This is a genomic window from Vibrio fortis (genome assembly GCF_000695685.1).
Taxonomy (GTDB): domain Bacteria; phylum Pseudomonadota; class Gammaproteobacteria; order Enterobacterales; family Vibrionaceae; genus Vibrio; species Vibrio fortis_A.
The window spans coordinates 553,480-579,311 of sequence record NZ_JFFR01000027.1 but is presented as its reverse complement, the minus strand read 5'-3'; the positions used below and the strand labels follow the sequence as shown (position 1 = coordinate 579,311).

24 protein-coding genes are annotated in these 25,832 nt (G+C 44.3%); 13 read left to right on the top strand and 11 right to left on the bottom strand.

Features of this window, described 5'->3' with window-relative positions; all coding sequences use genetic code 11:
* Nucleotides 1–108: 108 nt before the first annotated feature.
* The 4 genes from VFDL14_RS24430 to moeA all read right to left on the bottom strand — a co-directional run bounded on the left by VFDL14_RS24430 (nt 109) and on the right by moeA (nt 5,054).
* A complete protein-coding gene (locus VFDL14_RS24430; RefSeq protein ID WP_419177375.1) occupies nt 109–645 on the bottom strand; it encodes a hypothetical protein in 537 nt (178 codons plus the stop codon).
* A complete protein-coding gene (locus VFDL14_RS04515) occupies nt 645–2,789 on the bottom strand; it encodes an LruC domain-containing protein (protein ID WP_032552743.1) in 2,145 nt (714 codons plus the stop codon). The genes VFDL14_RS24430 and VFDL14_RS04515 overlap by 1 nt, the downstream gene beginning before the upstream one ends.
* Before the next feature lie 258 nt (nt 2,790–3,047).
* Nucleotides 3,048–3,806 carry a molybdopterin-synthase adenylyltransferase MoeB gene (gene moeB, locus VFDL14_RS04520; protein ID WP_032552742.1) on the bottom strand — a complete coding sequence of 253 codons (759 nt, stop codon included), beginning with the start codon at nt 3,804–3,806 and terminating at the stop codon, nt 3,048–3,050.
* 12 nt (nt 3,807–3,818) lie between these two features.
* Nucleotides 3,819–5,054 (bottom strand): molybdopterin molybdotransferase MoeA, encoded by a 1,236-nt coding sequence (moeA, locus tag VFDL14_RS04525; RefSeq protein ID WP_032552741.1) that lies wholly within the window; start codon nt 5,052–5,054, stop codon nt 3,819–3,821.
* A gap of 188 nt (nt 5,055–5,242) precedes the next feature.
* Between moeA and folE the strand changes: the two genes are divergently transcribed.
* Nucleotides 5,243–5,896, top strand: coding sequence for a GTP cyclohydrolase I FolE (gene folE / locus VFDL14_RS04530; RefSeq protein WP_032552740.1), 654 nt, complete (start codon nt 5,243–5,245; stop codon nt 5,894–5,896).
* A 523-nt stretch (nt 5,897–6,419) separates the two neighbouring features.
* On the opposite strand, the gene VFDL14_RS04535 is transcribed toward folE, so the two are convergent.
* The 4 genes from VFDL14_RS04535 to VFDL14_RS04550 form a co-directional block, all read right to left on the bottom strand.
* The gene (locus VFDL14_RS04535; protein WP_032552739.1) at nt 6,420–6,965 is read right to left on the bottom strand and encodes a hypothetical protein; all 546 of its coding nucleotides are present in this window, start codon (nt 6,963–6,965) and stop codon (nt 6,420–6,422) included.
* A 10-nt stretch (nt 6,966–6,975) separates the two neighbouring features.
* Nucleotides 6,976–7,515, bottom strand: coding sequence for a YaeQ family protein (locus VFDL14_RS04540; RefSeq protein ID WP_032552738.1), 540 nt, complete (start codon nt 7,513–7,515; stop codon nt 6,976–6,978).
* Between the two features lie 112 nt (nt 7,516–7,627).
* Entirely contained in the window at nt 7,628–7,837 is a 210-nt protein-coding gene (locus VFDL14_RS04545) for a cold-shock protein (RefSeq protein WP_032552737.1), read from the bottom strand.
* Between the two features lie 496 nt (nt 7,838–8,333).
* Nucleotides 8,334–9,407 (bottom strand): PQQ-dependent sugar dehydrogenase, encoded by a 1,074-nt coding sequence (locus VFDL14_RS04550; protein WP_032552736.1) that lies wholly within the window; start codon nt 9,405–9,407, stop codon nt 8,334–8,336.
* A gap of 227 nt (nt 9,408–9,634) precedes the next feature.
* Here VFDL14_RS04550 and VFDL14_RS04555 point away from each other — a divergent pair, with 227 nt between their 5' ends.
* Entirely contained in the window at nt 9,635–10,825 is a 1,191-nt protein-coding gene (locus VFDL14_RS04555) for a multidrug effflux MFS transporter (RefSeq protein WP_032552735.1), read from the top strand.
* Between the two features lie 26 nt (nt 10,826–10,851).
* Here the strand turns inward: VFDL14_RS04555 and VFDL14_RS04560 are convergent, their stop codons facing one another.
* Together VFDL14_RS04560 and VFDL14_RS04565 are read right to left on the bottom strand one after the other, a co-directional pair.
* On the bottom strand, nt 10,852–11,637 hold the full coding sequence (locus tag VFDL14_RS04560; RefSeq protein ID WP_032552734.1) for an ABC transporter ATP-binding protein: 786 nt from the start codon (nt 11,635–11,637) through the stop codon (nt 10,852–10,854).
* Nucleotides 11,638–11,681: 44 nt separating this feature from the next.
* Nucleotides 11,682–12,455 (bottom strand): siderophore ferric iron reductase, encoded by a 774-nt coding sequence (locus VFDL14_RS04565; protein ID WP_032552957.1) that lies wholly within the window; start codon nt 12,453–12,455, stop codon nt 11,682–11,684.
* A 212-nt stretch (nt 12,456–12,667) separates the two neighbouring features.
* Between VFDL14_RS04565 and VFDL14_RS04570 the strand changes: the two genes are divergently transcribed.
* The 11 genes from VFDL14_RS04570 (at nt 12,668) to VFDL14_RS04620 (ending at nt 25,348) form a co-directional block, all read left to right on the top strand.
* On the top strand, nt 12,668–13,585 hold the full coding sequence (locus tag VFDL14_RS04570; RefSeq protein WP_032552732.1) for an AraC family transcriptional regulator: 918 nt from the start codon (nt 12,668–12,670) through the stop codon (nt 13,583–13,585).
* Between the two features lie 191 nt (nt 13,586–13,776).
* On the top strand, nt 13,777–15,906 hold the full coding sequence (locus VFDL14_RS04575; protein ID WP_032552731.1) for a TonB-dependent siderophore receptor: 2,130 nt from the start codon (nt 13,777–13,779) through the stop codon (nt 15,904–15,906).
* 140 nt (nt 15,907–16,046) lie between these two features.
* The gene (locus VFDL14_RS04580; protein WP_235201768.1) at nt 16,047–16,928 is read left to right on the top strand and encodes an iron-siderophore ABC transporter substrate-binding protein; all 882 of its coding nucleotides are present in this window, start codon (nt 16,047–16,049) and stop codon (nt 16,926–16,928) included.
* Entirely contained in the window at nt 16,928–18,922 is a 1,995-nt protein-coding gene (gene fhuB, locus VFDL14_RS04585) for a Fe(3+)-hydroxamate ABC transporter permease FhuB (protein ID WP_032552729.1), read from the top strand. The genes VFDL14_RS04580 and fhuB overlap by 1 nt, the downstream gene beginning before the upstream one ends.
* 170 nt (nt 18,923–19,092) lie before the next feature.
* A complete protein-coding gene (locus tag VFDL14_RS04590; protein WP_032552956.1) occupies nt 19,093–19,905 on the top strand; it encodes a crotonase/enoyl-CoA hydratase family protein in 813 nt (270 codons plus the stop codon).
* A gap of 97 nt (nt 19,906–20,002) precedes the next feature.
* Entirely contained in the window at nt 20,003–21,172 is a 1,170-nt protein-coding gene (locus VFDL14_RS04595) for an OmpP1/FadL family transporter (RefSeq protein ID WP_032552728.1), read from the top strand.
* On the top strand, nt 21,172–21,864 hold the full coding sequence (locus VFDL14_RS04600; protein WP_032552727.1) for a hypothetical protein: 693 nt from the start codon (nt 21,172–21,174) through the stop codon (nt 21,862–21,864). Before VFDL14_RS04595 ends, VFDL14_RS04600 begins: the two co-directional genes overlap by 1 nt.
* Before the next feature lie 185 nt (nt 21,865–22,049).
* Nucleotides 22,050–22,685 carry an SDR family NAD(P)-dependent oxidoreductase gene (locus VFDL14_RS04605; protein ID WP_032552725.1) on the top strand — a complete coding sequence of 212 codons (636 nt, stop codon included), beginning with the start codon at nt 22,050–22,052 and terminating at the stop codon, nt 22,683–22,685.
* Nucleotides 22,686–22,916: 231 nt separating this feature from the next.
* Nucleotides 22,917–24,029 (top strand): NADH:flavin oxidoreductase, encoded by a 1,113-nt coding sequence (locus tag VFDL14_RS04610; RefSeq protein ID WP_032552724.1) that lies wholly within the window; start codon nt 22,917–22,919, stop codon nt 24,027–24,029.
* Nucleotides 24,030–24,219: 190 nt separating this feature from the next.
* A complete protein-coding gene (locus VFDL14_RS04615) occupies nt 24,220–24,966 on the top strand; it encodes a helix-turn-helix domain-containing protein (protein WP_032552723.1) in 747 nt (248 codons plus the stop codon).
* Between the two features lie 154 nt (nt 24,967–25,120).
* Nucleotides 25,121–25,348: a hypothetical protein gene (locus tag VFDL14_RS04620; RefSeq protein ID WP_032552722.1), complete on the top strand. Its 228-nt coding sequence runs from the start codon at nt 25,121–25,123 to the stop codon at nt 25,346–25,348.
* A gap of 72 nt (nt 25,349–25,420) precedes the next feature.
* Here the strand turns inward: VFDL14_RS04620 and VFDL14_RS04625 are convergent, their stop codons facing one another.
* Nucleotides 25,421–25,669, bottom strand: a complete 249-nt coding sequence (locus VFDL14_RS04625; RefSeq protein ID WP_032552721.1) for a hypothetical protein — start codon at nt 25,667–25,669, stop codon at nt 25,421–25,423.
* Nucleotides 25,670–25,832: the final 163 nt, after the last annotated feature.

Below are 25,832 nucleotides of genomic sequence, written 5' to 3'. Positions count from 1 at the left end.
TTAAGATACGCCAGTTATAACGAATTGAGTATAAAGATGCGCGAGTTCGTGAGGCAACTAACAACAAAAAGCGAGCCCAAATAGGCTCGCTTGTATTTACTCAAATATCTACCACGTCACTTGCATCACATCGGATGAAACAATTTGCTGAAGCGGCGCTTGACCATCATAGAACCAGATCTCAATCAGGATGTTCTCCTCGCTGATTGGAGCGGTAAATGAAGAATTAAACTGCCCGTTGTTCAAAGAGCCAGCCAGCAATCTGCTTGAATAGTCTGGCTTAAAAGTCGCGTCACTGCGTTCAGAATAGCGGCTATACACAGATACGAATGAACGGTTCGTCGATATATGACTGATATCGATATTAAGGTCGTGCTGTTCTACCGGGTTGTAGTCAAAACCATCGGGTACGGTTAAGTCGGACATCGTGCTTGCCACTGCTGGTGCGGGTGCAGCCGTTGAACCGCCACCTCCGCCGCCACCACAACCAAAGATCAAAGTAGTACTAGCGAGCAGTGAAATTAACGAAGCTTGTTTAACCATGGCTCTGCATCCTTTTGTTGGTGTTTCCTGTAGTGCTGATGACTCAGTGTTACTGCCGTTAGTATATGGTTTTGAGGATTTCATTTGCGTATTCATCATGATTACTCCTCTGAGCTCAAGTCATAACATTGGCCAGCTTCAGGTGACTGGAACCAGGTTGTCGCATCTTCGCCGCCAGATTCTGCAAACGTCTTGAATTGTGGGTATGCCGTTACGATGTCTACACGTTCTTGTGGCCATTCCCATTCAGCCGTTGATGTAATCATTAGTGCCCAAGGGTGGTTCTCCGCTGTTTTGAAGTACTTGCCTTCACTTGGACTACTGTCATCAACACCTAGGCCAGTTTCGAATAGGTTTGCACTGTCGAAGGCTTCAGTTGGTGCTTGATCAGCCATGTGGACTTCCCAACTACGACCTGGGTGTAACGGTAAGTTTGGACCGTGGTAGTGACCAGGGGTCGCAAAGATGAATGGGTCGTACGGCATATCTGTCCAAGCACTAGTGTCAACGCCTTCACCGTCTAATGAAATACCAATTTGGAAAGCAAATTGTTCATCGTCTTTACAACCATTCTGTGTACGATAGAAATCACAACTGGTAGCGATTTTTTCAGTCAGGTTCTCTGCGACAACAAAAATGGCTTCACTGCGACCGCTTTCCATATTGAGAGACGTGAACACCCCATTCTCTTTCATGTAAGAGTTACCAGTGTTGACAGAGCTTGGCGCTAAGTTCGGAAGGCGAACCGCAAAGCCATTAAGGTAATCCGCGCCGACAGCCACCAGACGACCATCAATCGTTGATTTGACGACTTTGCCATCTTTTAAGATCTCCGTGATTCGGTAACGAAGTACGGCATCATTCATGTCGTAGTCAGCTTTGTAAGGCCAGTTATCTTCATATGCGAGAGTGGCGTAACCCGATGCGCTTGGGAAGTAACGAGCGGTAGCACCGTCATTTAGTACATCGACTTGAATATCAACAACTTCGCCGGACGTTGAGCCGCCGTAATACTCTAGGTTGGTCTGTTGGCTAAAACGGAACCGAGCCCACGTCGTACCGGTTAAGGCGTTAACATCGACGTTGAGGAAAAGCTCGTTTTCACCAGCAGATAGTTGATAGTCAGCGAACACTTTTTCGTTCTCACCATCAAAGCTACCATCTTGGTTCCAATCTATCCAAGCAGACAGATAACCTGTGGTTGACGCTTCAACCATCACTTTAGAATCAAGCCCAGCCTCAAGCGCAGTAACGAAGCCGATACCGCCGTTGGTCCACTCATCATCTCCACCGGTTGTCTCATCGGATTGTGGAGATACAAAACCGTCTTGCTCGCCATCTGGGGCTTCGCTACCGAGCCAAGTCACACCATCAAGTTCATGACGAGGACCGTTGCTATTAAGCAGTGTTAGATAGCTGTCTGGTGCATCACCAAAATCGATATTCGAATCTTCGTCAATAACTGGAGCGTTTGCACAGCGAGCACCATCATTCTGACCAGAACTAGGGCCGTTAGATACAAACTCAACGGCAGGAACGATGCCTGCAGCAATATTGGCTGCGTTATCAGGAGATAGGTTCACGCGGTAGATTTTACCGTCTTGGTTACGTGATACGTAGTAGTTACCGTTAACATCGAAATAGCCCGCACCAAACGTACCCGTTTCCCCGGTATCACCAATTGAGGTTGTTGCGCCTGTGTTTGGGTCGAAGGAGTAGAGCACTCCTGAATTGTTATCGATTCCGTAAAGCTTTCCATCACTTGGGTGGAATGCGAAGTCAGTGAGCCTGACCGTGGCAATATCAGACACTTTTACAACAGGTAGCACTGCGTTGGGATCTGACGCGAGCGGCGTTAAGTCGATGGTGAACAGTCCTTTGCCAGTGCGGTATAGATAGTAAGTACTATTATAAACATCGCCAACATAAAAGGTGTGGTCGGTCGGTAAACCGCTGGTATTAACGACTTCAGCTTGGAAATTCGACCCTAGCCTTACGATACGTTTGTTAGTCGTGTCGTAGCCGTAGATATAGCGGTCATCAAAGCTAAAACCGACACCATTAATATTGGCGTTCATGCCTGTGTCCGATTGCAACAGCGTTGTAGAGCCTGTGACTAGATTGACGCCATATACTTGAACTGGCGTTGATTGGAATAGGTATGCCTTGCTTGGGCAAGTGTCGAATGGCGCGGCTTGGGCTAGGAGCGGTGCACCGAGTAGCAAACTTAACGTTGGGATTCTCATATCAACATCCTTGTAATGGAAGATATTTTATGAGTATCAAGTCTTATGCCATTTTTAAGTGATTGTATTTATTGGTTTTATATTTTTGTTTTTTAATTTTCTCAAAATGAGAATTGAATTGAAGTCGAAGTAAACTAAGTAGCGTAGAGAGTTTTCAAAATGAAAATGAGTGGAAGCGGATAGAAAAAGAGCCTCAATCCAAGGAGTGAGGCTCTAAAAAGTAAACGTGTTTTAGAACGAGACAGCACAGTGCGATGTTTACTTAGATTCACCACACACTGTGCAAGTTGGCATTTTCATTAATTTCATTTCACGCCAGCTGTGTGACATCGCATCTAAGATAAGAAGTTTACCTTCTTTCGGAGAGCCAAATTGCGCTATCACTTTAATGGCTTCTAGAGCCTGTGCAGCGCCGACCATACCCACAACAGGTGCCATAACGCCAGCCTCAACGCAGCTAAGAGCAGCCGAACCGAATAGAGCACTTAAGCATTGATAGCACGGAGCGTTCTCATCTTGGTAGGTAAATACACTGATTTGACCTTCCATACGAATTGCTGCTCCAGAGACTAATGGAACCTTCGCTTGGTAGCATAATCGATTGAGTTGATTACGTGTCTCTACGTTATCACACGCATCCAGCACCAATGTGTGTGATCTAATCAGACTATCTAGTTCATCGTCTGACAGACGTCGGTCTACTGTTTCTACCTTCAAATGAGGGTTCAGCATTCCAAGGGATTCCGCTGCCGACTCGACCTTTTTTTTTCCGATGTCAGCATCGGTATGTAACACTTGCCTTTGCAAGTTAGATAGCTCTACTAAGTCATCATCAATGAGCGTGAGCTTGCCAATACCCGCTGTAGCCAGATATTGGGACGCTGCACAGCCTAAGCCGCCTGCGCCCAACACAAGAATGGAGCTTTGCTTGAGGGCTTCTTGTCCCTCAAAGTCGAACTGTTTAAGAATGATCTGGCGGTTGTAGCGAAGCATCTCCGCATCAGACAGAATTTCCATTAACAAGCCTCGTTAGTAGAGTGTTGAATTAAACAGTTGGATTTGAACAGTTTCACCTGCTTCGACACGACCGCGTTCACGTTCAAGTACCACAAAGCAGTTCGCAAGGCTCATTGAGCGGAACGCGCCTGAGCTTTGGTTACCGGTTGTTTCGACCACAAACTGACCATTTTCGATGGTGTAGATACCACGTTGATAGTCGGTACGGCCCGGTGCTTTTTTAAATGCTGAACGTGTTGTCGCTGGAATAGATTCAGGTGCCTTCCACGCTGTGTTGCCGGCTAGCTTCGCAAGCATAGGTTGCACAAGTACGTACATGGTTAGGACTGCAGATACTGGATTGCCCGGAAGACCACAGAACCAAGCGTTCTCTAGTTCGCCAAACGCAAAAGGTTTACCCGGTTTGATTGCGAGTTTCCAAAAACCAATCTGACCAAGCTCTTCAAGAATGTCTTTGGTGTAGTCCGCTTCACCAACACTCACGCCACCAGAAGTTACGACAACGTCTGCGAGCTCTTGTGCTTTTTCGAATGTTTGCTTAAGCGTAGCAGGGCAATCAGGAATGATGCCTAAATCAATGGCTTCACAGCCGAATGCTTCAATCAGTGGTTTAATGCCGTAGCGGTTGCTGTCGTAGATCTGGCCATCTTCTAGTGGTTGACCTAAAGGCTTAAGCTCGTCACCAGTAGAGAAGAAAGCAACCTTAGGTTTGCGCAGCACTTGAATGTGGCTAATACCCAGAGACGCGATCATTGGAATGTCACGAGGTGTCAGACGTTCGCCTTTACTCAGCACAACGTCTCCTTGCTTGATGTCGTCACCCGTTGGACGAATGTTGTTGTTCGGCTTGATGTCAGTTTGCTGAATCTCGATGCCGTTTTCGGTTTCACGCGTATTCTCTTGCATGATGACCGCATCGCAACCTTCTGGAATTTTAGCGCCAGTCATGATGCGCACACAGGTGTTTTGTGGCCATTCGCCTTCAAAAGGCTGACCCGCGAATGATTTACCTGCGAGTGGGAGTGTATTGCCATTTTCTAGGTCTGCTAGACGAAGGGCATAACCATCCATTGCTGAGTTATCAAAAGGAGGAACAAAAATAGGTGAGAGAATATCTTCAGCAAGAACGTAACCTAAAGCATCCGCCAATGGCAGTGATAGTGTGTCTTGAATTGGTGAAATTGGTGATAGCAGCTTATCAAGTGCTTCTTCAATTGGCATTAAGCCCGGAGCGTCGCAACAGCCCATAATTGAATTCCTTTGATCGTTATTATTTTGATTTGTTTGTTGGTACATCGGTATCAACGAAATTGATGCCACTTTAGCATAGTTTGAGGCCCGTAAATAATGACCTCCCTTAAAATATGGGTGTAATTATTCAAAATTCCGAGTATCCTTGTCTGCCATCCAAAAGGGGTAATAGAAGAGGAAGTTCAATGTCAGGTCTTAGCGAATCAGCGAAGTTGGTTAAAGATGCGCTAGCGAGCCGCGGGTTAGAAACACCAATGAGCCCGAATCAGGTAAGCCGTGAAGAGAAAAAGGAACGAATCGAACACCATATGCGTGAGATTCTGACTCTTCTAGAACTTGATTTAACCGATGACAGCTTGGAAGAAACACCGCATCGTATTGCTAAAATGTATGTCGATGAAATCTTCTCTGGTTTGGATTACGCCAACTTCCCTAAAATCACCGTGATCGAAAACAAGATGGGCGTTCGTGAAATGGTACGCGTGAAAGACATCACGGTAACCAGTACATGTGAGCACCACCTAGTAACTATCGATGGCAAAACGGCGGTTGCTTATATTCCTCGTGGTAAAATCATTGGTCTTTCTAAGATCAACCGTATTGTTCGCTTCTTTGCTCAGCGCCCTCAAGTTCAGGAGCGTATGACTCAGCAAATACTAGTTGCACTTCAAATTCTGCTTGAGACCGATGATGTTGCGGTAACAATGGATGCCGTTCACTACTGCGTGAAGTCTCGTGGTGTTATGGATGCAACCAGTGAAACGACCACAACGGCACTGGGCGGTATTTTCAAGTCGAACCCAGCAACTCGTCATGAGTTCTTACACGGTTTACGCTGATCTACGATTGATTAGATAAGTTCGATTTCACTACTTAAATCGACAAGAAGTATTCTAAGCCTCGCAGTCTGCGGGGCTTTTTTGTATCTGATTCGAACCATTGCCTAACGCGACAGCAAGCGTTACGGGGAGTTTCTTTATGCAAATGTGGTTTTGTGCTGGCGATAGATCCCCGACTCAGTCGTCCCTCCTTCTCGGGGATGACGGATTAGAGCTCCCTGAGATTGATTGGCAAATGGTTACGTCTAAATAACTTTGGTCATTCTCTAGCGTGAAGAATTAGCGAGTAAAGAATCAGTACGGTTTCAGAATTAGTATGAGTTCCCCAATTCAGTCGTTCCTCCTTCTCGAGGATGACGGATTAGAGTTTCAGTTGTCGAACGGTATGCAGCCTCGAATTAATAACTTTTGTCATTCCCTAGAGCGAGGGACGAGCGTAGTAGGGAATCTTTTACGAAGGCATGGTTTAAAATGAATGCGCTCAACAGGCAGTAAAGCGCATTTTAATTTGAGTTTGAAGCGATTAAGACAGGTTAAACAAACGCTTAAGGCTATGAAGCAAACCAGATGGCTTATTCTGATCTTGATAGATACTCAAGCCATCGTAGAAGCTACCCATAAACGAGACACGAATCTCATCCTCTGTTTGTCTTACGATTCGACAAAGTAGGGCAGCCGTCGCGGCGGCGTGATCGTTCGCTAGGCTATAATCCATGCCCATGCGGCCTTGAACAAATAGCCAAAGGTGAGTGATGAATTGCAGCTTCTTTGAACTTGAGTGGCTGAATTTTTGACTATGCTCTTGGCCAATGGTCTCTTCCAGCACCTGCTGCATCGCTTCGCTGGCATCTTTATCAGAACTAAATTCATAGCTCGCATCGATATGTGTCTTAGTCAGCAAGCCAAGCAAAGTTTGAATACTGGAATTGTCAGGTTTGTTTTCACAAGCGTGCTTGAACAATGACTGATTACTCTGGATAAAGTCTTTCAATTCCTGCTCAAACCCAATTTTTAGGGCTTGGATCTGTTCACAACCTGCCTCTGATAAACAGTGTTCGAGTTTACTCATTGTACTGGTGCTATTCGTTGCTTTGTAGTTCTTCCCAAGTCACTTCAGCTGACTTGGTATCACTGTTCACAAAGGCCGAATTGCCGGTTAGCATCACTGACAGGTCCATCGTACGTTCTGTCATTTCCGCCATTTGCTCGATGCCTTCATTGCTCAGGCGAACAATTTGAGCGTCCAAGTAACCAAACTTACCGCGATTCTGTTCCCACCAAACATTTGATTTGGTGTTAAAGCTAAATACTTTGACTGACTTTGCTAAGCGAGTGGCTTTTTTAACGCGCTCTGGATCCGGTTCACCGACATCGATCCACTCTAAGATCTGATCATCAAGAGACTTTTGCCAAAGGTCTGGTTCTTCAATGGTCGACAAACCTTTGGTGAATTGAAGTTCTGGTGATGCATTGATACAAAACGCCATGATACGCGCCATCATGCGTTGCTCTGTCTCAGAAGGATGTTGTGCGATAGTGAGGTTGAACGAGTCGTAGTAGTCTCGATTCATGTCAGTGAGTGAGATACGAAATTTGTAGATTGTAGGTTTAAGAGCCATTAGCGCAGTCTTGTATTATAAATTGACCTCTATCTTACCTTAACTGAATGAATTTTGGGTAAAAAAATAGCCAGCGTCGGCTGGCTATTTTAGGAATGCGTTAAGCGATCAATTAGATTACTTTGATGCTGTCTGCTTGAGGACCTTTTTGACCTTGAGATACTACGAACTCAACTTTTTGGCCTTCAGCAAGAGTTTTGAAGCCGTCACCAACGATTGCAGAGAAGTGTGCGAATACGTCTGGACCATTCTCTTGTTGGATGAAGCCGAAACCTTTAGTTTCGTTGAACCATTTTACTGTACCAGTAACTGTGTTAGACATGATGATATCCTAAATTATTTTTTATTTGAGCCTATTGCGGCACCGATAGCGTGGAAAAGTTTATTGCTATTGCGTACAACACAACGGGGGGTTACTAGTAATCCGACGATATGTTTATATACAAAGAACTTTCTTTCTAGCCGAAATCGAGTCTAAATCAAACAGGGTAGGTGTCAATGGGATATTGTGCTAAAGGTTGCAGAACTTTGGGGACAGTCAAACTTTCCATTCCTTAGATATCATGTAGTTACAATGGTATGGTGTTTTGTTGTACTTTTTGTGACAGATAGGTGTGATTTTTGGCAAAAAACTGGAGTCAAAGCACTAATTCAACAATTATTAATATCAATAATGGATGTGAAATGTGAGGCGTAAAACAAATATGGAAACGAGACTCATTCGAATAATTGGTTGATTACCACCCCTTATTTAAACGGGTTTTCAAGGCAGGTATCATACCCAAATGACTGTAATACCCAACCTTGGGAGTCTCTGCTTAATGGGTTATGCGATATAGATTCCCGTTGTCGGTACTAAAGTAGATATCACCCTCTGGCGTGACTTCAATATCACGGACTCTCTCTCCCATATCTTCAAACAATCGCTCTTCAGCGACGGCTTGGTTTTTCTTGTTCAGAGTGACAACATTAATATGAGAGAGCTTCAACGCCCCCGATAGTAGCTTGCCATCAAGCTCAGGGAATTTCTCTCCTCTATAAAGCACTAAACTGCCCGGAGCGATAGAGGGAATATAAACCTTTACAGGTGACTCAATACCTTTCTTTGTCTCTGCTTCGCCAACTTTAATTGGTCCCCAATACTCTTTACCATGGGAAGTCACAGGCCAACCGTAGTTTGCGCCTTTCTTAATCAGATTGATCTCGTCACCGCCACGTGGCCCATGCTCAATCGACCAAAGCTTCTTGGTTTTTTGATCATAAAAAAGACCTTGTGGGTTTCGATGGCCGTAACTCCAAATCTCGTTAAGCACGCTTTTGTTTTTCACAAAAGGATTGTTTTTGGGTACCTGTCCGCCAGGCGTTAGTCGCAAAATAGAACCGGCGTGGGTTTGCGTGTCTTGGCCGTTGTCTCGCTCACCGCGATCACCAATAGAAAAATAGAGACTGTTGCTATCGAAAGTAATGCGGCTGCCAAAGTGACGACCTGTATCTGTTAGGGATTGAGAGACGAAGACATCTTGCCAGTCGGTAATCTGCGTTCCGTTATAGGTCGCACTTGCGAGAGCAGTGACGGCATCACCTTGTTGTTTTTTACTGTAGGTGACGTAAATTTTGTTTTGTTCAAATGGCGATAGGGCGATATCTAAGGCGCCACCTTGACCTTTAGCCCAAACATCAGGCAGACGAAAAAGAGTCTCTTGTTCGCCAGTTTTGAGATTAACCTGTTTGATCACGCCTTCTCGTTCAGTCACTAACATTGTATTGTCATCAACGTACGCAAGCCCCCAAGGAATCAATAATCCATCGGTGATCTTCTCAACTTGAAGTGCTTGGCTCGGTAACGCAACAGCTAGGCTTAAAGCAGCGGTAATACAATGACTTAATCTCATACAGTCTCTCCAAATAATCCCTTGTCTTTTAGTGTAGCGTTACTATTGCTCATGAAAAGTGACTATTTCGAAAATAAATGTAAATAGTATTGTATGAATAAACCATGTGGCGTATGTTATCTCGTCTTTCCTCACGATGCTTAACAAGCATGCTGATACGGTGGCTTGTTATGCAAGCATTGTTTCTATCGCTCTAGTAACACTCATCAAAATTAGGTTGTGCAACCATGAAGTCCAGTTTTGAATTTAAAACTATCTTGCTCGCTTGTCTGATCATCAGTGTTGGGCAACTTAGCATGGGCTTGGTGTTTCCATCACTACCTTGGATTGCCAAAGACTTTGATGTTTCACTGGAGCAGGCTCAGCTTTTGGTGAGTATCTATCTACTTGGCTTTGGACCCTCGCAGTTCTTATATGGTCCTATCTCCGATGCGTTAGGGCGCAAAAAAGTGTTATTGACCGGTCTTTTGATTGCCTTGATGGGACTACTAGTGATCATTTTCCTGAGTCACTCATTCTCGAATATGGTGCTTGGTCGCTTCCTGCAAGGTCTGGGTACGGGTTGTTGTGCTGTATTAGCTAGAGCGACAACACGAGATAGATATTCGGGTTCAGAGCTACCCATCGCAATGTCTTATATTGCGATGGTGGCATCAATTACACCTCTAATTGCGCCAGTAATCGGCGGTTTTATTAACTTCCACTTTGGCTGGAGTATGGTGTTCATCTCGCTGCTTGGTTACGTGAGCTTGGTGTGGTTTGTGATTGCTTTTCGTTTCAAGGAGACGGTTAGCCAGTTTTCGAAGATTCCTTCACCAAAACGAATGGCCATTCAATACAAAGAGTTACTGAGTTCGCGATATTTCATCAGTTTTGCCAGCATAGGTTGGCTTAACTTCAGTTTGATGATCACAACCGTTTCAGTGATGCCGTTTATCATGCAGAACCAAATTGGCATGACATCGGATCAATACGCAATGTGGGCGGTGATACCGGCATTGGGTATGTTAGGCGGCACTAGTCTGTGTAGTCGGATTCGACCTGTTTCAGGTAGTAAGAAAACTCTGCTGATCACGCCTGTTCTTCATATCTGCGCGGCTGTCTGGCTGTTTGTGTGTCCGCTCGAACCGTTGTACCTAATGCTCGGACAGTTATTGATGATCCTTGGGAACGGTATTGCATTGCCGTGCGCTCAAGCCCTAGTGATGCTTCCATACAAAAAGAATGCAGGTGCGGCTGCAGCTATGTCTGGAGGAGGGCAGATGGTGGTGTCGTCACTGGTTAGTATGGGATTGGTTAAACTGGGTTTAGGAGAAGCTTGGCATCTGTCGATTGTGATCGCTGTGTTTACGTTAATTACACTGTTTAATATCACTCGTGGTTTTAGTAGCCCAGAAGCGCAGCAGGCAAATACTTAGCCTGCTACAAAGCTGGTCTCGTTCGATTATTCACACACAACGGCTACTTTTTGACTCGCCAATGTATCTGCTGGAACAGGATGATCGATCAGTTTGATTGGTGATTCATACAACTCTGAGAGTGTTTTCTCACTCAATAAGGTATCGGTGCCACCTTCAAAGGCAATCTCTCCCCGCTTTAGAGCGATAATGTGAGTTGCATAACGCAGTGCTAAATTCAGATCATGAAGGATAACTATGATACCCACACTTTCATTTCGATTGAGCTCTGCAAGTAAACTCATTAATTGAAATTGATGATGAACGTCCAGTGCTGATGTCGGCTCATCGAGAATCAATAGTGGGGATTGTTGCGCAAGTAACATCGATACCCAAGCTCGCTGACGTTCACCTCCAGATAGCTCATCGGCCAACGCACTTGAAAACTGATCTACGCCAGTGCGTTTCATCGCTTGTTCAATGATCGCGGTATCTTCTTGATTCCATCGTCCAAAGGCACCACGCCAAGGGAATCGTCCTAATCGAACTAATTCAGAAACTGTTAGGCCAGCTGAAGTCGGAAGCTTTTGTGGTAAATAAGCGATGCGTTTGGCGAGATCTTTACTTTTGAGCGAGCTCAACGAGGTGTTGTCGAGCTTCACTTCTCCCTGTTCTGCTTGCATCTGACCGGACAATAAATTTACCAACGTTGATTTTCCCGAGCCATTATGACCGAGTACCACTGTGAGTTTATCGGTGGGGATCGTTAAGTTAGGCATTTTTAAAATGGTTCGCTCATCACGAATCACTTCAATATTAGAGAGCTGGAACATAAATAACCTTTGTTAGGGTAGATACTCAACGTCAACGTCGTCTTTTATTTTGCAGGTTTAGTTGTTTGGCGTTTGTTGTCTGGGTGTCGAGGACAATCATCACACAGTTTACGAGAATCACATTTATAGACCAGACAACAACTGGTTCTAACCAACTTTAGCATGTCCGTTTCAGGATCCGTTTTGAGGCTGGTTAAGTGGCGGAGTGGGAGTTCACATGCTTCTAACCATAGTTTCGCTTGCTCAAGAATATACTCATTACTGAATTCATTATGGTGACGTTGAACCTTGATGAGTGCTGCCAGAAGGTGGTCAGCTAACAAATGCTGAGTAAAGCCCGGGCGAATGCGTGTCCAAGTATTAATTTGCTCTCGATAGAACTCGGCTAAGGCCAGCAGTGCTTTTCCTGCTTCTGGAATTAGCTCTTCCGGCGTTCCATGCTTGTGCGCATCAGTGCCGAAGCGGTAGCCAGTGATAAATCCTTTTAAACGCGACTGACCAATATTTTGAATATCAGGTAGTGAGTGCAGCGCATAAATGGAAATAAAGCTGACGTATATCGGTTGCCAGTTGAGCAAATCCCAAGTGCGAGTTAACCAATATGGATTTCCTGCTTCCGGATGGTTTTTTGCCAAGCTATCATAAACACGTTTGATCTCAATATGGCTACCTGGATTGCTGATCACAATGCTTTTGCCGTAGATGGGCCCGAAGCTACCTTTTAAGAAAGGAGTAACTTCTTTTGAAAGCGAAAATACTTTTTGATGAAGAGGCGGGGCTTTTTTACGGGTGACAATGTCGTGAATCTGGGCCAGCATAAGATTGGTATAAATGATAATCAATTTCGTTATCATAACTAAACGATGCACACTTCACCATACAAATTGGTGCATTGACGTCGTTGGAAATGGATTTTTTAGGCTGAACAACAAACGATACGTGACCAGAATAGAGTTAAATGATACTAATATTTGTAAAGTGAATGTTATTTATCGATCTATCACCCACTCAAGACGAAGAAGTATAAACGTTGAATAAGAATACCCCTGCATTTGAGCGAATTAGTAAGGTTCTAGGTTTTATTCACACTAACCTTAGTAGCCAGCTTTCTTTAGAAGAGATAGCGACCCAGAGCTGTTGGTCTCGTTGGCAGTTGCAGCGCGTTTTTCAGTCGGAGACGGGGATGACAGTGGCGAACTATGTCCGAGAGCTCAAATTAAGCAGAGCCGCTGAACTGCTGTTAGATGATGATCAAAGAGTGATTGATATTGCTATTGCTCTGGGATTCAACTCAGAAATTAGCTTTAGTCGAGCGTTTAAGCAAATGTTTGAGATTAGCCCTAGCCAATATCGAAAAAGTGGTAAAAGGGTTGGCTTGAAGAAGCCTATCGAGGTTTCGGATTTCTCTACTGCTCTAGAAGAAGAGAGTGGTGCTCGTTTTGTTGAGGTAAAAATTGATGAGCGTGATGCCTTTTTGATTAAAGGCATGAGCACAGAAATCAGCGGCTTGTTTTCTCTTACGCAGGACTTTGCTCAAAAAGTTCCACAGCTGTGGGCGCATCTTGAGCAAGAAGTGGTGTTACCAAAAGAACAAGACCTGCGCTTTATTGGGGTTGTAGATATCACTCAAGCGAATTTTGATGGTACTAACCTTCAATATTGGGCTGGTGTCGTATTGGATGAACAAGTCTCTATGCCAACTCTTCCTAGCGTGGTTTCAGAAAAACTAGAAGTGCTTACTGTGCCGAAACAGACCTATGCAGTAGTCAAACATAAAGGGCCTATCCAAGGTTTACCTAAAACACTGTCATGGTTTGTTCTAAATTGGCTTCCAGCTTCAGGTTATCGAGGGATTGATGGTTATGAATTGGAAGTGTATCCAAAGGACTATCAATCACAGTCACAAGACGCTGAGATGGAGTATTGGGTTCCAATAGTAAGAGCATAAGCAACCTTAGCTTGTGTAGGGTAATTCATAATTTGACCATATTTATAGAAGGGTCAATTGCTTTTTTCGTAAGCAATTGACCCTTTTTTATAAATATTTGCACCAAATTGTTAATTATCACGCTGCTAGATACATACAATGCAAATGAGATTTATTACTATTTAACTTAAGCATTGGTATCTGAGGGACTCATGAACACCCACACTCATTTCAAGTATTCCGCAATAACTGTAGCGCTCGTTAGTGCTTTATCTGCCACAGCATATGCAGAAGAGTCGAAAACAAACTCTGAGCAAGATGTAGAAACAGTAACGATCCTAGGTAAGGCGTATCGTAATACGGCGACTAAGACCGTTTTGGCTCCAGAAGAGACGCCGCAAACTTTAAATGTGATAGAAGGCGAGCAGTTAGAGCAGCGTGGTGTGAAGTCTGTAATGCAGGCACTACGTTATGCACCAGGTGTTTCTACCGAAACGAAAGGTGGTGCGGTTGTTCTAACGGATTGGGTGAACATTCGTGGTTTTAGTTCTTCAGACAACTACTACGATGGCATGATGCTTCCAACTCTTCCAGGATGGAACGTGAAACCGCAGATCGATGCTATTGCAATGGAGCGTTTAGAGATCTTCAAAGGACCTACATCGGTTCTTTACGGCACAATGCCTCCCGGCGGTATGGTTAATATCATTGCCAAGTCACCTCAATTTGAAGAGTCGACAACTATAGGTTTAGCGACAGGTTTGAACAACCTTGTTGAAGCATCAATTGATACAACTGGCGCATTGAGTGACAACGTGGCCTATCGTTTGGTTGCGCTTGGCCGCAAGCAAGATACGCAAGTCGATGGTGTGGAAGAAGAACGTTACCTGATTGCGCCTTCTATTGACTGGTATCTATCTGATAAAACCTTTATTAACTTCAATCTTTATTATCAGAACGATCCGGCGCTTGGACAAAACGTAACGGTTCCTCTAGCTGCGATAAAGTCAGGCAAGATTTCACCTTCAACGTTCGCTGGTGATGTTAATTACAACACTATCGAAAGAGACTTTTTTATCGCTGGTTATAAGTTTAACCACGACTTCAACTCAAACTGGGCATTCTTGCAGAACTTCCGTTATATGCAGGCTGATTTTTATCAAGAAAGCACCAGTAGCGACGCATTTGATGCCACAACTGGTACTCTTAGCCGTTCTGCTTTTAGTACTGACGAAAGCTCAAAAGGTATTTCGGTTGATAACCAACTTTCTGGTTTGGTAACTACGGGTTCATTAGATCATTACTTACTATTTGGTGTCGATTACCGAACTGTTGAAGGCGATGTCGCTTATGACTATTTCGTCGGCGTTGACAGCCTTAATCTCTACAACCCAAATAACGACAAGTTAAATCCGGATGACTTCACTAAGGCATATTACGAAAACAGCGACATCGAGATGAGCCAACTTGGATTCTACTTCCAAGACCAAATGTTGATTAACAACTGGGTATTTATCGCTGGCGGCCGTTTCGACAAAGTAGAGACGACGACTAAGAAATCTGTGATGGGAGGTGCTGCGACCAAAAGTGACACCGACGATACAAATTTCTCGTACCGATTGGGTGCGCTATACCAGTTTGAAAATGGCCTCTCTCCATTTGCCAACTTTGGTACTAGCTTTGAGCCAAGCGTAAAACTGGACGCTGCAGGTAATAATTTAGAACCGGAAACAGGTGAACAAGTCGAGCTAGGGATTAAATATGATTCCTACGAGACTATGTTGTCGGGTTCTGCTTCTCTGTTCCAGATTAAGAAGAAAAATGTTGGTGTTCGTCCTGATGGAGCGTCCCCTTGGACCGCTGTAGGTGAGATTCGCTCACAAGGCTTGGAACTAGAAGGCCGTGCTGAGGTTACCGACAACTTAGACGTTATTGCAAACTACACATACACCGATATGGAGATCACTGAAGACAAAGACACTTCAAACATTGGTCAAACACCAGTATTTGTTCCAGACCATACGGCTAATTTGTGGGCGAATTACTTCTTCCGCCAAGGTGCAATGTCGGGTCTAAGAGTCGGTGGTGGCGTTCGTTATGTCGGTGAAACGGTGTTGAATGACACATCAGATAAGAACGCAGGTAAAGTGCCTTCGTACACTCTAGTCGACCTATCTTTGGGGTACGATCTTGGCGAAATGAATAGCTCATTGAAGAATGCAACGGCAAACATTATTGCTAACAACCTTTTCAATGAAGAGTACTACACCTGTTGGAACGAAAGTTACTGTTGGTACGGTCAAGAGCAAACCGTAGAGTTCAATGTTAAGTATGAATTCTAACTAAACAAAAACAATTTTATGAGCAGCCCAATGTGGCTGCTTTTGTCGTTTAAAAGAAACTACTAAAACCGATAGGGAATAATATGGATCTAATAAATAAAGGCTTACGATTTTCCAAGGTAGGAATTGGTTTATCAATCATGGTTTGCATGTGGTCAGGCCAAGCATTGGCTGAGTTTAAAGTACAAGACAGTGAAGGTACAAAAACCTTACCTGCAGAGCCTGCGCGAATTGCAGCACTCAACTGGGATATTGCAGAACAGGTTATTGAGCTAGGAGTGACACCTATCGCGGTGCCTGATATCGCCGGATATAATGAATGGGTTGTTCAGCCTCCGATCCCAGAAGGGGCGCAAGATGTTGGGACACGCACAGAACCCAATTTCTCCGTTCTTAAGCAGCTAAAGCCAGATGTTATTTTGATCGCTTCACCGCAGAAAGATCTCGAATCCCGTTTGTCTGAAATTGCGCCAGTTCTCTACTATCAGACATACAGTGAAACACATAATAACGCGCACGCTGCGATCGATAATTTCAAGAAAATCAGTCATGTCCTTGGTAAAGAAGAAGTGGCTGATCAAAAACTGCAAGCGATGAATGAACGAATCGCTGAACTTAAAGACCTGCTCGATAAAGCATACCCGGCAGACAAACCGAAAGTAACGTCGTTTCGTTTTGCAAGCACCAACTCGGTGTTCATTTACGGTGATAACTCGATTCCTCAATACGCGCTGGAACAGCTTGGCTTTGAAAATGCGATTCAATTGCCAGCGAGCCAATGGGGTATCACTCAGAAACGAATTACAGAGCTTAAGCACGTAAAAGATGGAGTTGCACTGTACTTCGAACCTTTCCCTTACACGGCCAAACTAAATCGTTCACCAGTATGGAAGAGCATGCCGTTTGTGAAGAATAACCAAGTAGGGTCTGTTGCGCCGAGTTGGAGTTATGGCGGTGCGATGTCAATTCTATACAACGCAGAAGCGATAGCTGAATCAATGCTGGAGCTCGCTGAGAAGTAATGAAATATAACGGGTTAATTGTTGTGGCTGTATTGTTGTTAGCAGCCACCATTCATTTGTGGCTAGGGCAGAGCGATTTTGGGCACGTATCTTTATTAATGAATGAGGTAGCGGCAGCAGGAAGTTGGTCGGCTCTGCAAACCTTATACTCAGAATCGTTCGAGCTGATGGGGTTTATTGATGTCAATTTACCGCGTTTGGTGATGGCGATATTAGTGGGTGGGGCTCTGGGTACCATTGGTAGCCTTTTCCAGCAATTAACTCAAAACAGAATGATGTCACCATTGACGCTGGGTACATCAGCAGGTGCTTGGCTTGGACTTGTGTTGCTCAATGTCTTTGCGCCAATGTTAGTCGGGCAGTTTTCGGTCTTTTTTGCTCTATTAGGTGCTTTGGCTTCGATGGGGCTGATTGTCACGATTGTTGGTCTGAAAAACATGAGCGGCTTGCCGATAGTATTAGCCGGTATGGCCGTCAACTTGCTACTTGGCGCATTTGCGACGGCGATTATTCTGCTCAACGATCAATATGCACAGAATCTATTTATTTGGGGTGCGGGAGATCTCGGCCAGAATGGTTGGGAACAAGTTGAATGGCTGCTTCCAAAGCTTCTACCTATTATCGCTATATTCCTGTTTGCACCGCGAGTATTGACGTTGCTATCGATTGGAACCGAAGGTGCTGCAGCTCGTGGTTTAAACATTGGTGCCACATTCTTTATTATGATGTTTATCGGTGTTTGGCTGGTTTCTGTATCAATTACCACAGTCGGGGTGATCAGTTTTATCGGTTTGATTGCGCCCAACATTGCTCGCTACCTTGGTGCTATTAAGGCGAAGCACGAGTTGTACGCGAGTGGGTTGTTGGGAGCCTTACTTCTATGTGCAACGGATAGTCTTGCTATCTTTATGGGGCAATGGTCATTAGATATCATCCCGACAGGTACAGCGACGGCAGTTATTGGTGCTCCCGCGCTGATTTTAATTGCAAGAAAACAGTTAACCGCACAAGACCAGATGTTCTTTTCGATGCCGAAAGGAGCAAAGCAAACTGGTGCTAAAGTCTATCTTGCGATAGGTTCGATAATGCTAGTGTTGCTTGGATTGAGTTCTTTTTCACATCCATTATCTAGCGAGCACTATTTTCAGATTCCTGATGCGTTTGAATGGTCAATTCGCTGGCCACGTATGTTAACGGCTATTTTCGCTGGTGGTGGCTTGGCGGTGGCTGGGGTGATCCTTCAACGATTGGTTTACAACCCGCTTGCGAGCCCAGATATTCTGGGGGTATCGTCGGGGGCGGTATTAGCGTTGATTCTGAGCAGTTTATTGTTTGGTCATTCAATCCATACATTAAGCCCTTGGGTCGCTTTCTCGGGTAGTTTAGGCGCTCTTGCTCTTTTACTTTTTCTCGGAAAGAAACATCAATACGCGCCTTCGATCTTGATCTTAACTGGGATCTCGTTGACCGCTGTATTAGAAGCGCTAGTGCAGTTTTCATTAACACGAGTGGGTGAGGGTAAGTACACTCTGTTGGCGTGGCTCGCTGGTTCGACTTATCGTGTTAAGCCAGAGTCTGCGTTAATTCTTGCTCTGACCATCTCAATGGCCGTTATCATCGCTTTGTCGTTGAGCCGTTGGGTCACCCTTATTGGTTCAGGACGTCAATTCGCATCCGCTCGTGGCCTAAATATTTCAACTGCTTACTTAGTGTTATTGTGTTTGGTTGCGGTGTTGTGTGGTGTAGTAACGACAACGATGGGGCCAGTTGCATTCGTTGGCCTATTAGGTCCGCATATCGCCGCTATTGTTGGTGCTCGAACGGTCAAAGAGCAAATCTTGCTCTCAATGTTAATTGGCGCAACGCTTATGTTGTTTGCCGACTGGCTAGGGCAAATTGTGGTATTTCCTGCTCAACTGGCGGCAGGGACTCTGGTCTCGGTCATCGGTGGTAGTTACTTTATCTTCCTCTTGTTAAAAGCAAGGCGCGATTGATGACCCACGTGGTTATGTTGACTTAATACTAGGCAGTACTTCGGTACTGCTTTTTTATGTGAATCCACATGAATACATCGACTACGTATCAAATTTACCGATAGATATTTGAGTATGTTAATAAAATGTTTACTCTAAAAGTAAGCCCATGACATCGGATGTCTTACATTATGCCTAATCGAGATCGTGTAACTTGCACTATAGATGACAACAATATCGCGACAGTAACCCTCAATCGACCAGATAAATTGAACGCCATTGACATGGACATGTTTATGGCAGTGAACCAGCTCACTCGAGAACTAAAGAAAAATAAAACTCTTCGAGCAGTGATTGTGACTGCCAACGGAAGTGACTTTTGCTCTGGCCTTGATGTTAAATCACTACTCACCAGTAAAGTAGGTGCATTAAAGCTGCTGTTCAAATGGTGGCCTACCCAGGCGAACGCAGCACAACGCTTTTCAACCGGATGGCGAGAGATTCCATGCCCCGTCATTTTCGCAATTCACGGTAAGTGTTGGGGAGGTGGTTTGCAGTTAGCCTGTGGTGGGGACTTCCGTATTGCGAGCTATGATTCAAACTTTTCGATAATGGAAGGTAAGTGGGGATTGATCCCAGACATGGGAGGCTCGCTTGCTTTTCGAGAAGTGATGCGCCAAGACCATACATTGGAAATGGCAATGACAGCGAAGGTGATCGATAGCCAGACAGCGAAAAGCTACGGTTTGGTTACTCACCTCTCTTCAGATCCTTACATGGAAGCATACAATTTGGCACTTGAGTGCGTTAACCGAAGTCCAGATGCTATTGCTGCAAACAAAAAGTTGTACCAAAAAACGTGGTGGACGAGCCCCGGTAAAGCGCTCATGTTAGAGACTTGGTATCAGATAAAAGTTGGGATGGGCAAGAACATGATTATTGCTGGTCAGCGAGAGAGAAACAGAGAAGAACCGAGAGCTTTTGAGGCAAGGCAGTTTAAGTAGGCCTTGGCTAGTAATACGCGTTATTCCATTTGTTTATAGAGGTTTGAGATACCCTATAGCTAGTTAAATTATTCACTAGCTAGATGAGCCTCCTTTAATGAAAAACGGTTTAAAAATCTCAGTAGCTGCAGCCGCGATTATGGCAAGCCTTAACGTTTCTGCTAGCGGTATCTTTCTCCAAGAAGCAGTGATAGCAAATGCAGGTACCGCAGGTGCGGGTGATGGTGTCTACACTCGTTCTGCTGCTGCCATGTGGACTAACCCTGCCACTATGTCTTATATGGGCGAGAGTAAAACGACCATCAATACCATGGTGTTCGATCTGGAGATGGAATACACAGACAACAGTGATCCGGCAGATGATGGGCGCGGTCACTCTGTCTTACCTTCTGCGGGTGCGTTCCATGCCCACCAAGTCACCGACAAGCTTCATTTAGGTATTGCATTGGGTGCAGCAGGGGGCTCAAGTTTAGATTACGGCAGTAATTGGGCGGGTGCTAACTTGCTCGAAGATATTACGCTTACTGCGATGCAAATCAATCCTGCCTTAAGCTATCAAGTGAACGAACAAATTTCTCTTGGCGCAGGTGTTCAGTTGGATTGGGCGGCGTTTCAACAAACGACATCAATGATGACGGCTAAGCAAGATACAGATTGGGCTTATGGTTACAACTTGGGTGTGATGTACACGCCAACCGAGCAACTTAAGCTGGGGATGAGCTATCGCTCTAAGTTAGAACATGAGTTTAACAATGATGTGAAGGGACTTGCAGGAGGCGATCGTTCTCTATCAACTGGTATCGCTCTACCAGAGATCGTTGATGTCAGTGCAAGCTATTCTGTGAGCGAACGTCTAGATCTGTTAACTAGCGTCCAGCTACATCGTTGGAGTGCGTGGGATGAAACGGTATTGGATTTTGGTTCAGCAGCCTTACCAATCAAACGAGATTGGGACGATGTTTGGAAGTTAGCTGTTGGTGCTGATTATCAGCTGAACTCTGATTGGCGATTGAAGGCTGGTTTCTCTTACGAAAGTTCTCCGCAAGACGATCCTTCGATGCAGTGGGTCGATGTGCCTGTTGGCGAACAATATCGCTATTCAGTCGGGGCTTCTACCTACTGGGATGATATCCTAATTGATGTCTTCTACGAGTATGCAGACTTTGGTTCTGTTGAAATGGATCGCTCACTCGTTGGTCCATTTGGTGGTGTGGATGGCACATTTGATGGCCGCATCCACTTTGTTGGGATTAGTGCGACGTTCTAATGAGATCCAAAAGCAGACTATTCGCAGCGCTTCTTGTACTCGTTGGCTCAGCAGGGTTGCACGCTGAGGAAAAGCATCATGAAGACCCGACGAAGATCGTCACCAAAGCAGGGCTGGCATATAACGAAGAGCTGAAATTTTCGGGTTCGATAGGGCTGGATGAAGCTCGAATGATTAACGCTCGCATCAATGCCGATGGCGATGAGTGGCGTTTAGGTGGGTCGTGGTTGCTCCCTTTGGGAATCGTTAACTTCAACTTCAGTCGCTCTGAATACGACAACGATGCATACAAGAATAACTACAGTATCGGTACGTTTGTTCCATTGAGTTATTTTGGTTTTGAACCTCATGGCTGGCAGCTATTCCCTATGGCGGGATACAGTTACAATGATGGTGAAGTTGCGTACTTTGACGACTCTAGCGTTGAAAACGACTATGTCTTGATGCCAACGTCGACTCATGGTGGCTATCTGGGAGCGTTTGGTCTAAAACCAATCAATGAGCAATGGTCGCTGTTAGCGTTTGGTGGCGGTTCTATGGGGTCTGATGACTATTCTGGTTATTGGGCTGGGATTGGAGCTAGCTACAAGATTTCAGATGCGCAATCGTTCAACCTTTTCAGTATCTTTGCTGAAGACGATTTTGGGGAAAACAACAGTGTTGGTGTCTCTTATACCTATGAGTTTAATTAAATCCGTTTAGTTTTTATCTGATTGAGATAAGGCTGGCTTTTATAGTCAGCCTTTTGCTTTTCTGGTTGGCACGCTGGAGTACAGGTATGAAAATACGAATGATTTTCATTTTATTGATCTGTATGTAAGAAACTGCAATGGAAAATAGATAGTATCACCGTATATTCAACTGTTTAGAGGTCTGTATGAAAACTGTCGCAATCTGGGGTGCAGCAAGTGGTTTAGGTGCTGCTATGGTCGAACAATTTCACCAAAGTGGTTTTAATGTTATCGCTATAGCACGAAATCCGAGTAAGAACCCACGTTTGGGCGAGCTTAAAGTGCAAACCTTAAGCTGTGATGCAACTCAACAAGACCAAGTTGAAGCCACAGTGGAAGCGTTACCTCAAGACTGTTTGGTTGTGTCTAGCATGGGGAGTTTTAGAGCTGAGGTTCCTGTTGACTATATCGGGCATCGTTACTTGATTGATGCTCTACAGAAGCGTGAGATTAAGCGATTTTTATTAGTGACATCATTAGGATGCGGTGATTCATGGCAATATTTATCGGAACGTGCGAGACAAGGGTTCGGCGCTGCAGTAAGAGAGAAGAGCCTTGCTGAAGCTTGGCTTGTATCAAGTGATCTGGACTTTACGATTTTAAGACCGGGTGGACTTATGGATGGCGAAATCACTAACCGAGGTGAAGTATCTCAATCGGGCGAAATCCATGGCGTGATTTACCGTCAAGAGGTGGCGCGTATCGTAGAGAGTTTGGTGACAGATAACGCGTGTATTGGTGAGATATACCAATGCGTCGACTCAACGGTTAAATATGGTTAGTTGTAAGTATTAGCATCCTAAAAGCTGACTATCAATTGGCTAGGTGTCCGTTTCTCAATAAAGGATGCATCAACCTTAATCTAGATTAAGTTTTGGCTTGTCATTAGTCGTTACTATTCGCGTCATTCACGACATCGTTCGTTTTGAACAGTGAAGAGCAATCCCCGATATTGTATTGATGGTTGCTCTTTTTCATTTGTCGATATCGAAAACAGATCTAGAGGGTTTCACTTGAGTACTTTGTTCACCGAAAATCGCCTTGGCAACATGGTTCTAAAGAATCGATTCATGCGTAGCGCGACCTGGGAAAATATGGCGACAGAAGATGGTCATATGACGGATAAGCTCTATGTGATTTATGAAGAGCTTGCTCAAGGACAAGTTGGGTTGATCGTTACAGGTTATGCAAACATTGTCGAAGAAGAAAAACCAAATGCGGGAATGATGGGGATCTACAATGATTCATTCATCGAAGAGTATCAGAAGCTTACCCAACTGGTTCAAGGCTATGGTTCGAAAATCGTTATGCAGCTTGCCTATGGTGGCACCAAAACCACGTATAATGTTGGTGAACGTGTCATTTTTGCACCGAGTGATGTTCCTGAAATGGGCACTAAAACTCAAGGTAAAGCGATGTCGAAGAAAGATATTGACTACATTGTTGACGCTTTCGCTAAAGCGAGCCTTAGAGCAAAACAATCTGGCTTTGATGGCGTAGAAATCCATGCTGCTCATACCTACCTTATTAACCAGTTTCTCAGTCCTTACTACAATCAGCGTCAAGATGAGTACGGTGGCTGCTTAGAAAATCGTATGCGTTTTTTGATAGAAATTTTCAATAAGACACGTGAGCTGGTGGGAGAGGATTACCCAATCTTCGTTAAACTAACTGCTACTGAGTTTTTTGAGGGTGGTTTAACCTTCGAAGAGACTCGACAAATCTGCCAACGTCTTGATCAACTGGGTGTAGACGGCATCATCATGTCGGGTAACATACATGGTAAAGCCAATACTATGGTGGGTGATTGCTACGATGGCTACACCGTGCAAGAAGAGGGCTACTTTCATGAGTATGGTGATATTGTCAGCCGTGAGATCACAGCGCCGGTTATTACAGTGGGCGGACTTACCGATATCGCTGCGATTGAAGATATCGCAAACAATACCGGTATTGAGTATTTTGCTTTGTCGCGTCCTTTGCTTTCGGAACCACAACTTATCAAGCGTTGGCAAGAAGGCGACCGCGCTCCAGTAGAGTGCGAACGCTGCTCTAAGTGCCGAACCAAACGTGGTAATTTCTGTGTCGTCAATAAAGACAGGAAAGCCCAGCTAGCACAAATGTAGAAATAAGATACTGTGTAAGTAACAGCACAGGTGCTCTAACCATCTGAAAAACAGTCCAATTGGGCTGCTTTTCTGTATTCTTGTCGCCCTACTCACAAAACACCTCAATCTTCGGGTTAATAGGTTTTCTAATGTGCGTTGTTTGTTAATTTATAAACTGAGTCCATCAGCAATGAATTAAGAAAACGATATGTCAGGAACGCAATCCATAATCAAAGAGCTCAAAAAGCAGCTCAAACTTCACGATGTTCATTATCAAGATATCGCGACAAAGTTGGACTTGAGTGAAGGTTCGGTGAAAAGGCTACTTGCAGACGGCAATAACATAAGCTTGGCGAGACTTAGCGCGATATGCGAACTCATCAGCATGGATATATGTGAGTTGGTAAAGTTAGCTGCGAACGCAGAGAAAAATCTCCAGAGCTTAACGTTCGAACAGGAACAACAGATTGTTTCAGACAAGGCTTTGTTAATGGTCTCAGTATGTGTGCTGAATGGGTTTCAATTTAACGAAATCATCGAACGTTACAACATCAATAAACAGCTGTTGATGCAAAAGTTGATTGAGCTAGATAGGTTAGGGGTATTGGAGCTGATGCCTGACAATCGAATTCGATTACTGTTGTCACCCAATTTTGATTGGATAGCGGGCGGCCCTATTCAAACCTTTTTTTTAACTCAAGTGCTACCAGAGTTCTTTAGTAGTCACTTTAGTCGACAAGATGAAAAGTTATTGATGTCGACTGGGTTAATGTCACCGCATACCAATCAGAAGTTCCAGTTGCGTTTGCAGAAGTTAGTTGAGGAGTTCTATAGCGCTTGTAATGGTGATAATGAGCTTGATATGAGTGATAGAAATGGAACGTCTTTGGTTATTGCCTTAAGGCGTTGGCACTTTGATATGTTTGATAATATTGATTATATCAATGCTAAGTAACATTTTATAAGACTTGGAGTGTCACCATAAGTTACTTGATTGGTTTTGGTTTCAATATCTGATTGATGAATGCATTCTTGAATCCAGTGGTACGAGGAGTGGTTGTCAGTGTTATCCCCTCGAGAATATCGGACTCAGATTTAAGGACAAAACAATGAAAATCAAAAACAAACTTCTAGTGGCTATAGTTGGTCTTATCTCAATGACGGGATGTACTGCGACACAACAACTGTCCAGAGTAAAAGTACCTGTTCCTACAAAAAGCATCAACATTGCTCCCACAATGATTACATTAGCAAGAGTCACCAAAGCATTGACACCAGTAGTGTTGACTCTTGCTCAGCCCGTTGTGATTTCTCCTAGAATCGTAATCAGTCAATAATAATAAAAAGCCCAGCAAATTAGCTGGGCTTTATCAATCTAGCGGTTTTGTGTACGACGTTGAGTTTGCTCGTTACAACAGGATAGAGGCCTCAAGGACATGGTGTGCTTCGCCGCTAAGATCAGGCATATCGGTCATGATCTTTTTCAGCTTATCGTCTATCGAATCCGCTTCGCTCAGTGCTTGGAAGTTGAGGATAGCCTGTGTAGGCTGCTGCTCAATGTAACCTTTCAGCATACTAAGCTCAACCTTGTTCGCATTTTCTACTTTAGTTAGCGCCACTGTAATGGCTTCTATGCTTAAATCTTTGTTTTTTAACATTTTAATTATTACAACATTGCTTTTAATGCGCGAACACTAACACAAAGGAAAAATTGCTATATTGATTGAGATTATGAAATGGTTTTGAGCGGTTAAATATTTCTAAGTATGTGAGTGTGTACTCATATGAATAGAATTTTGCTGATATAAAACTAAATTAGTA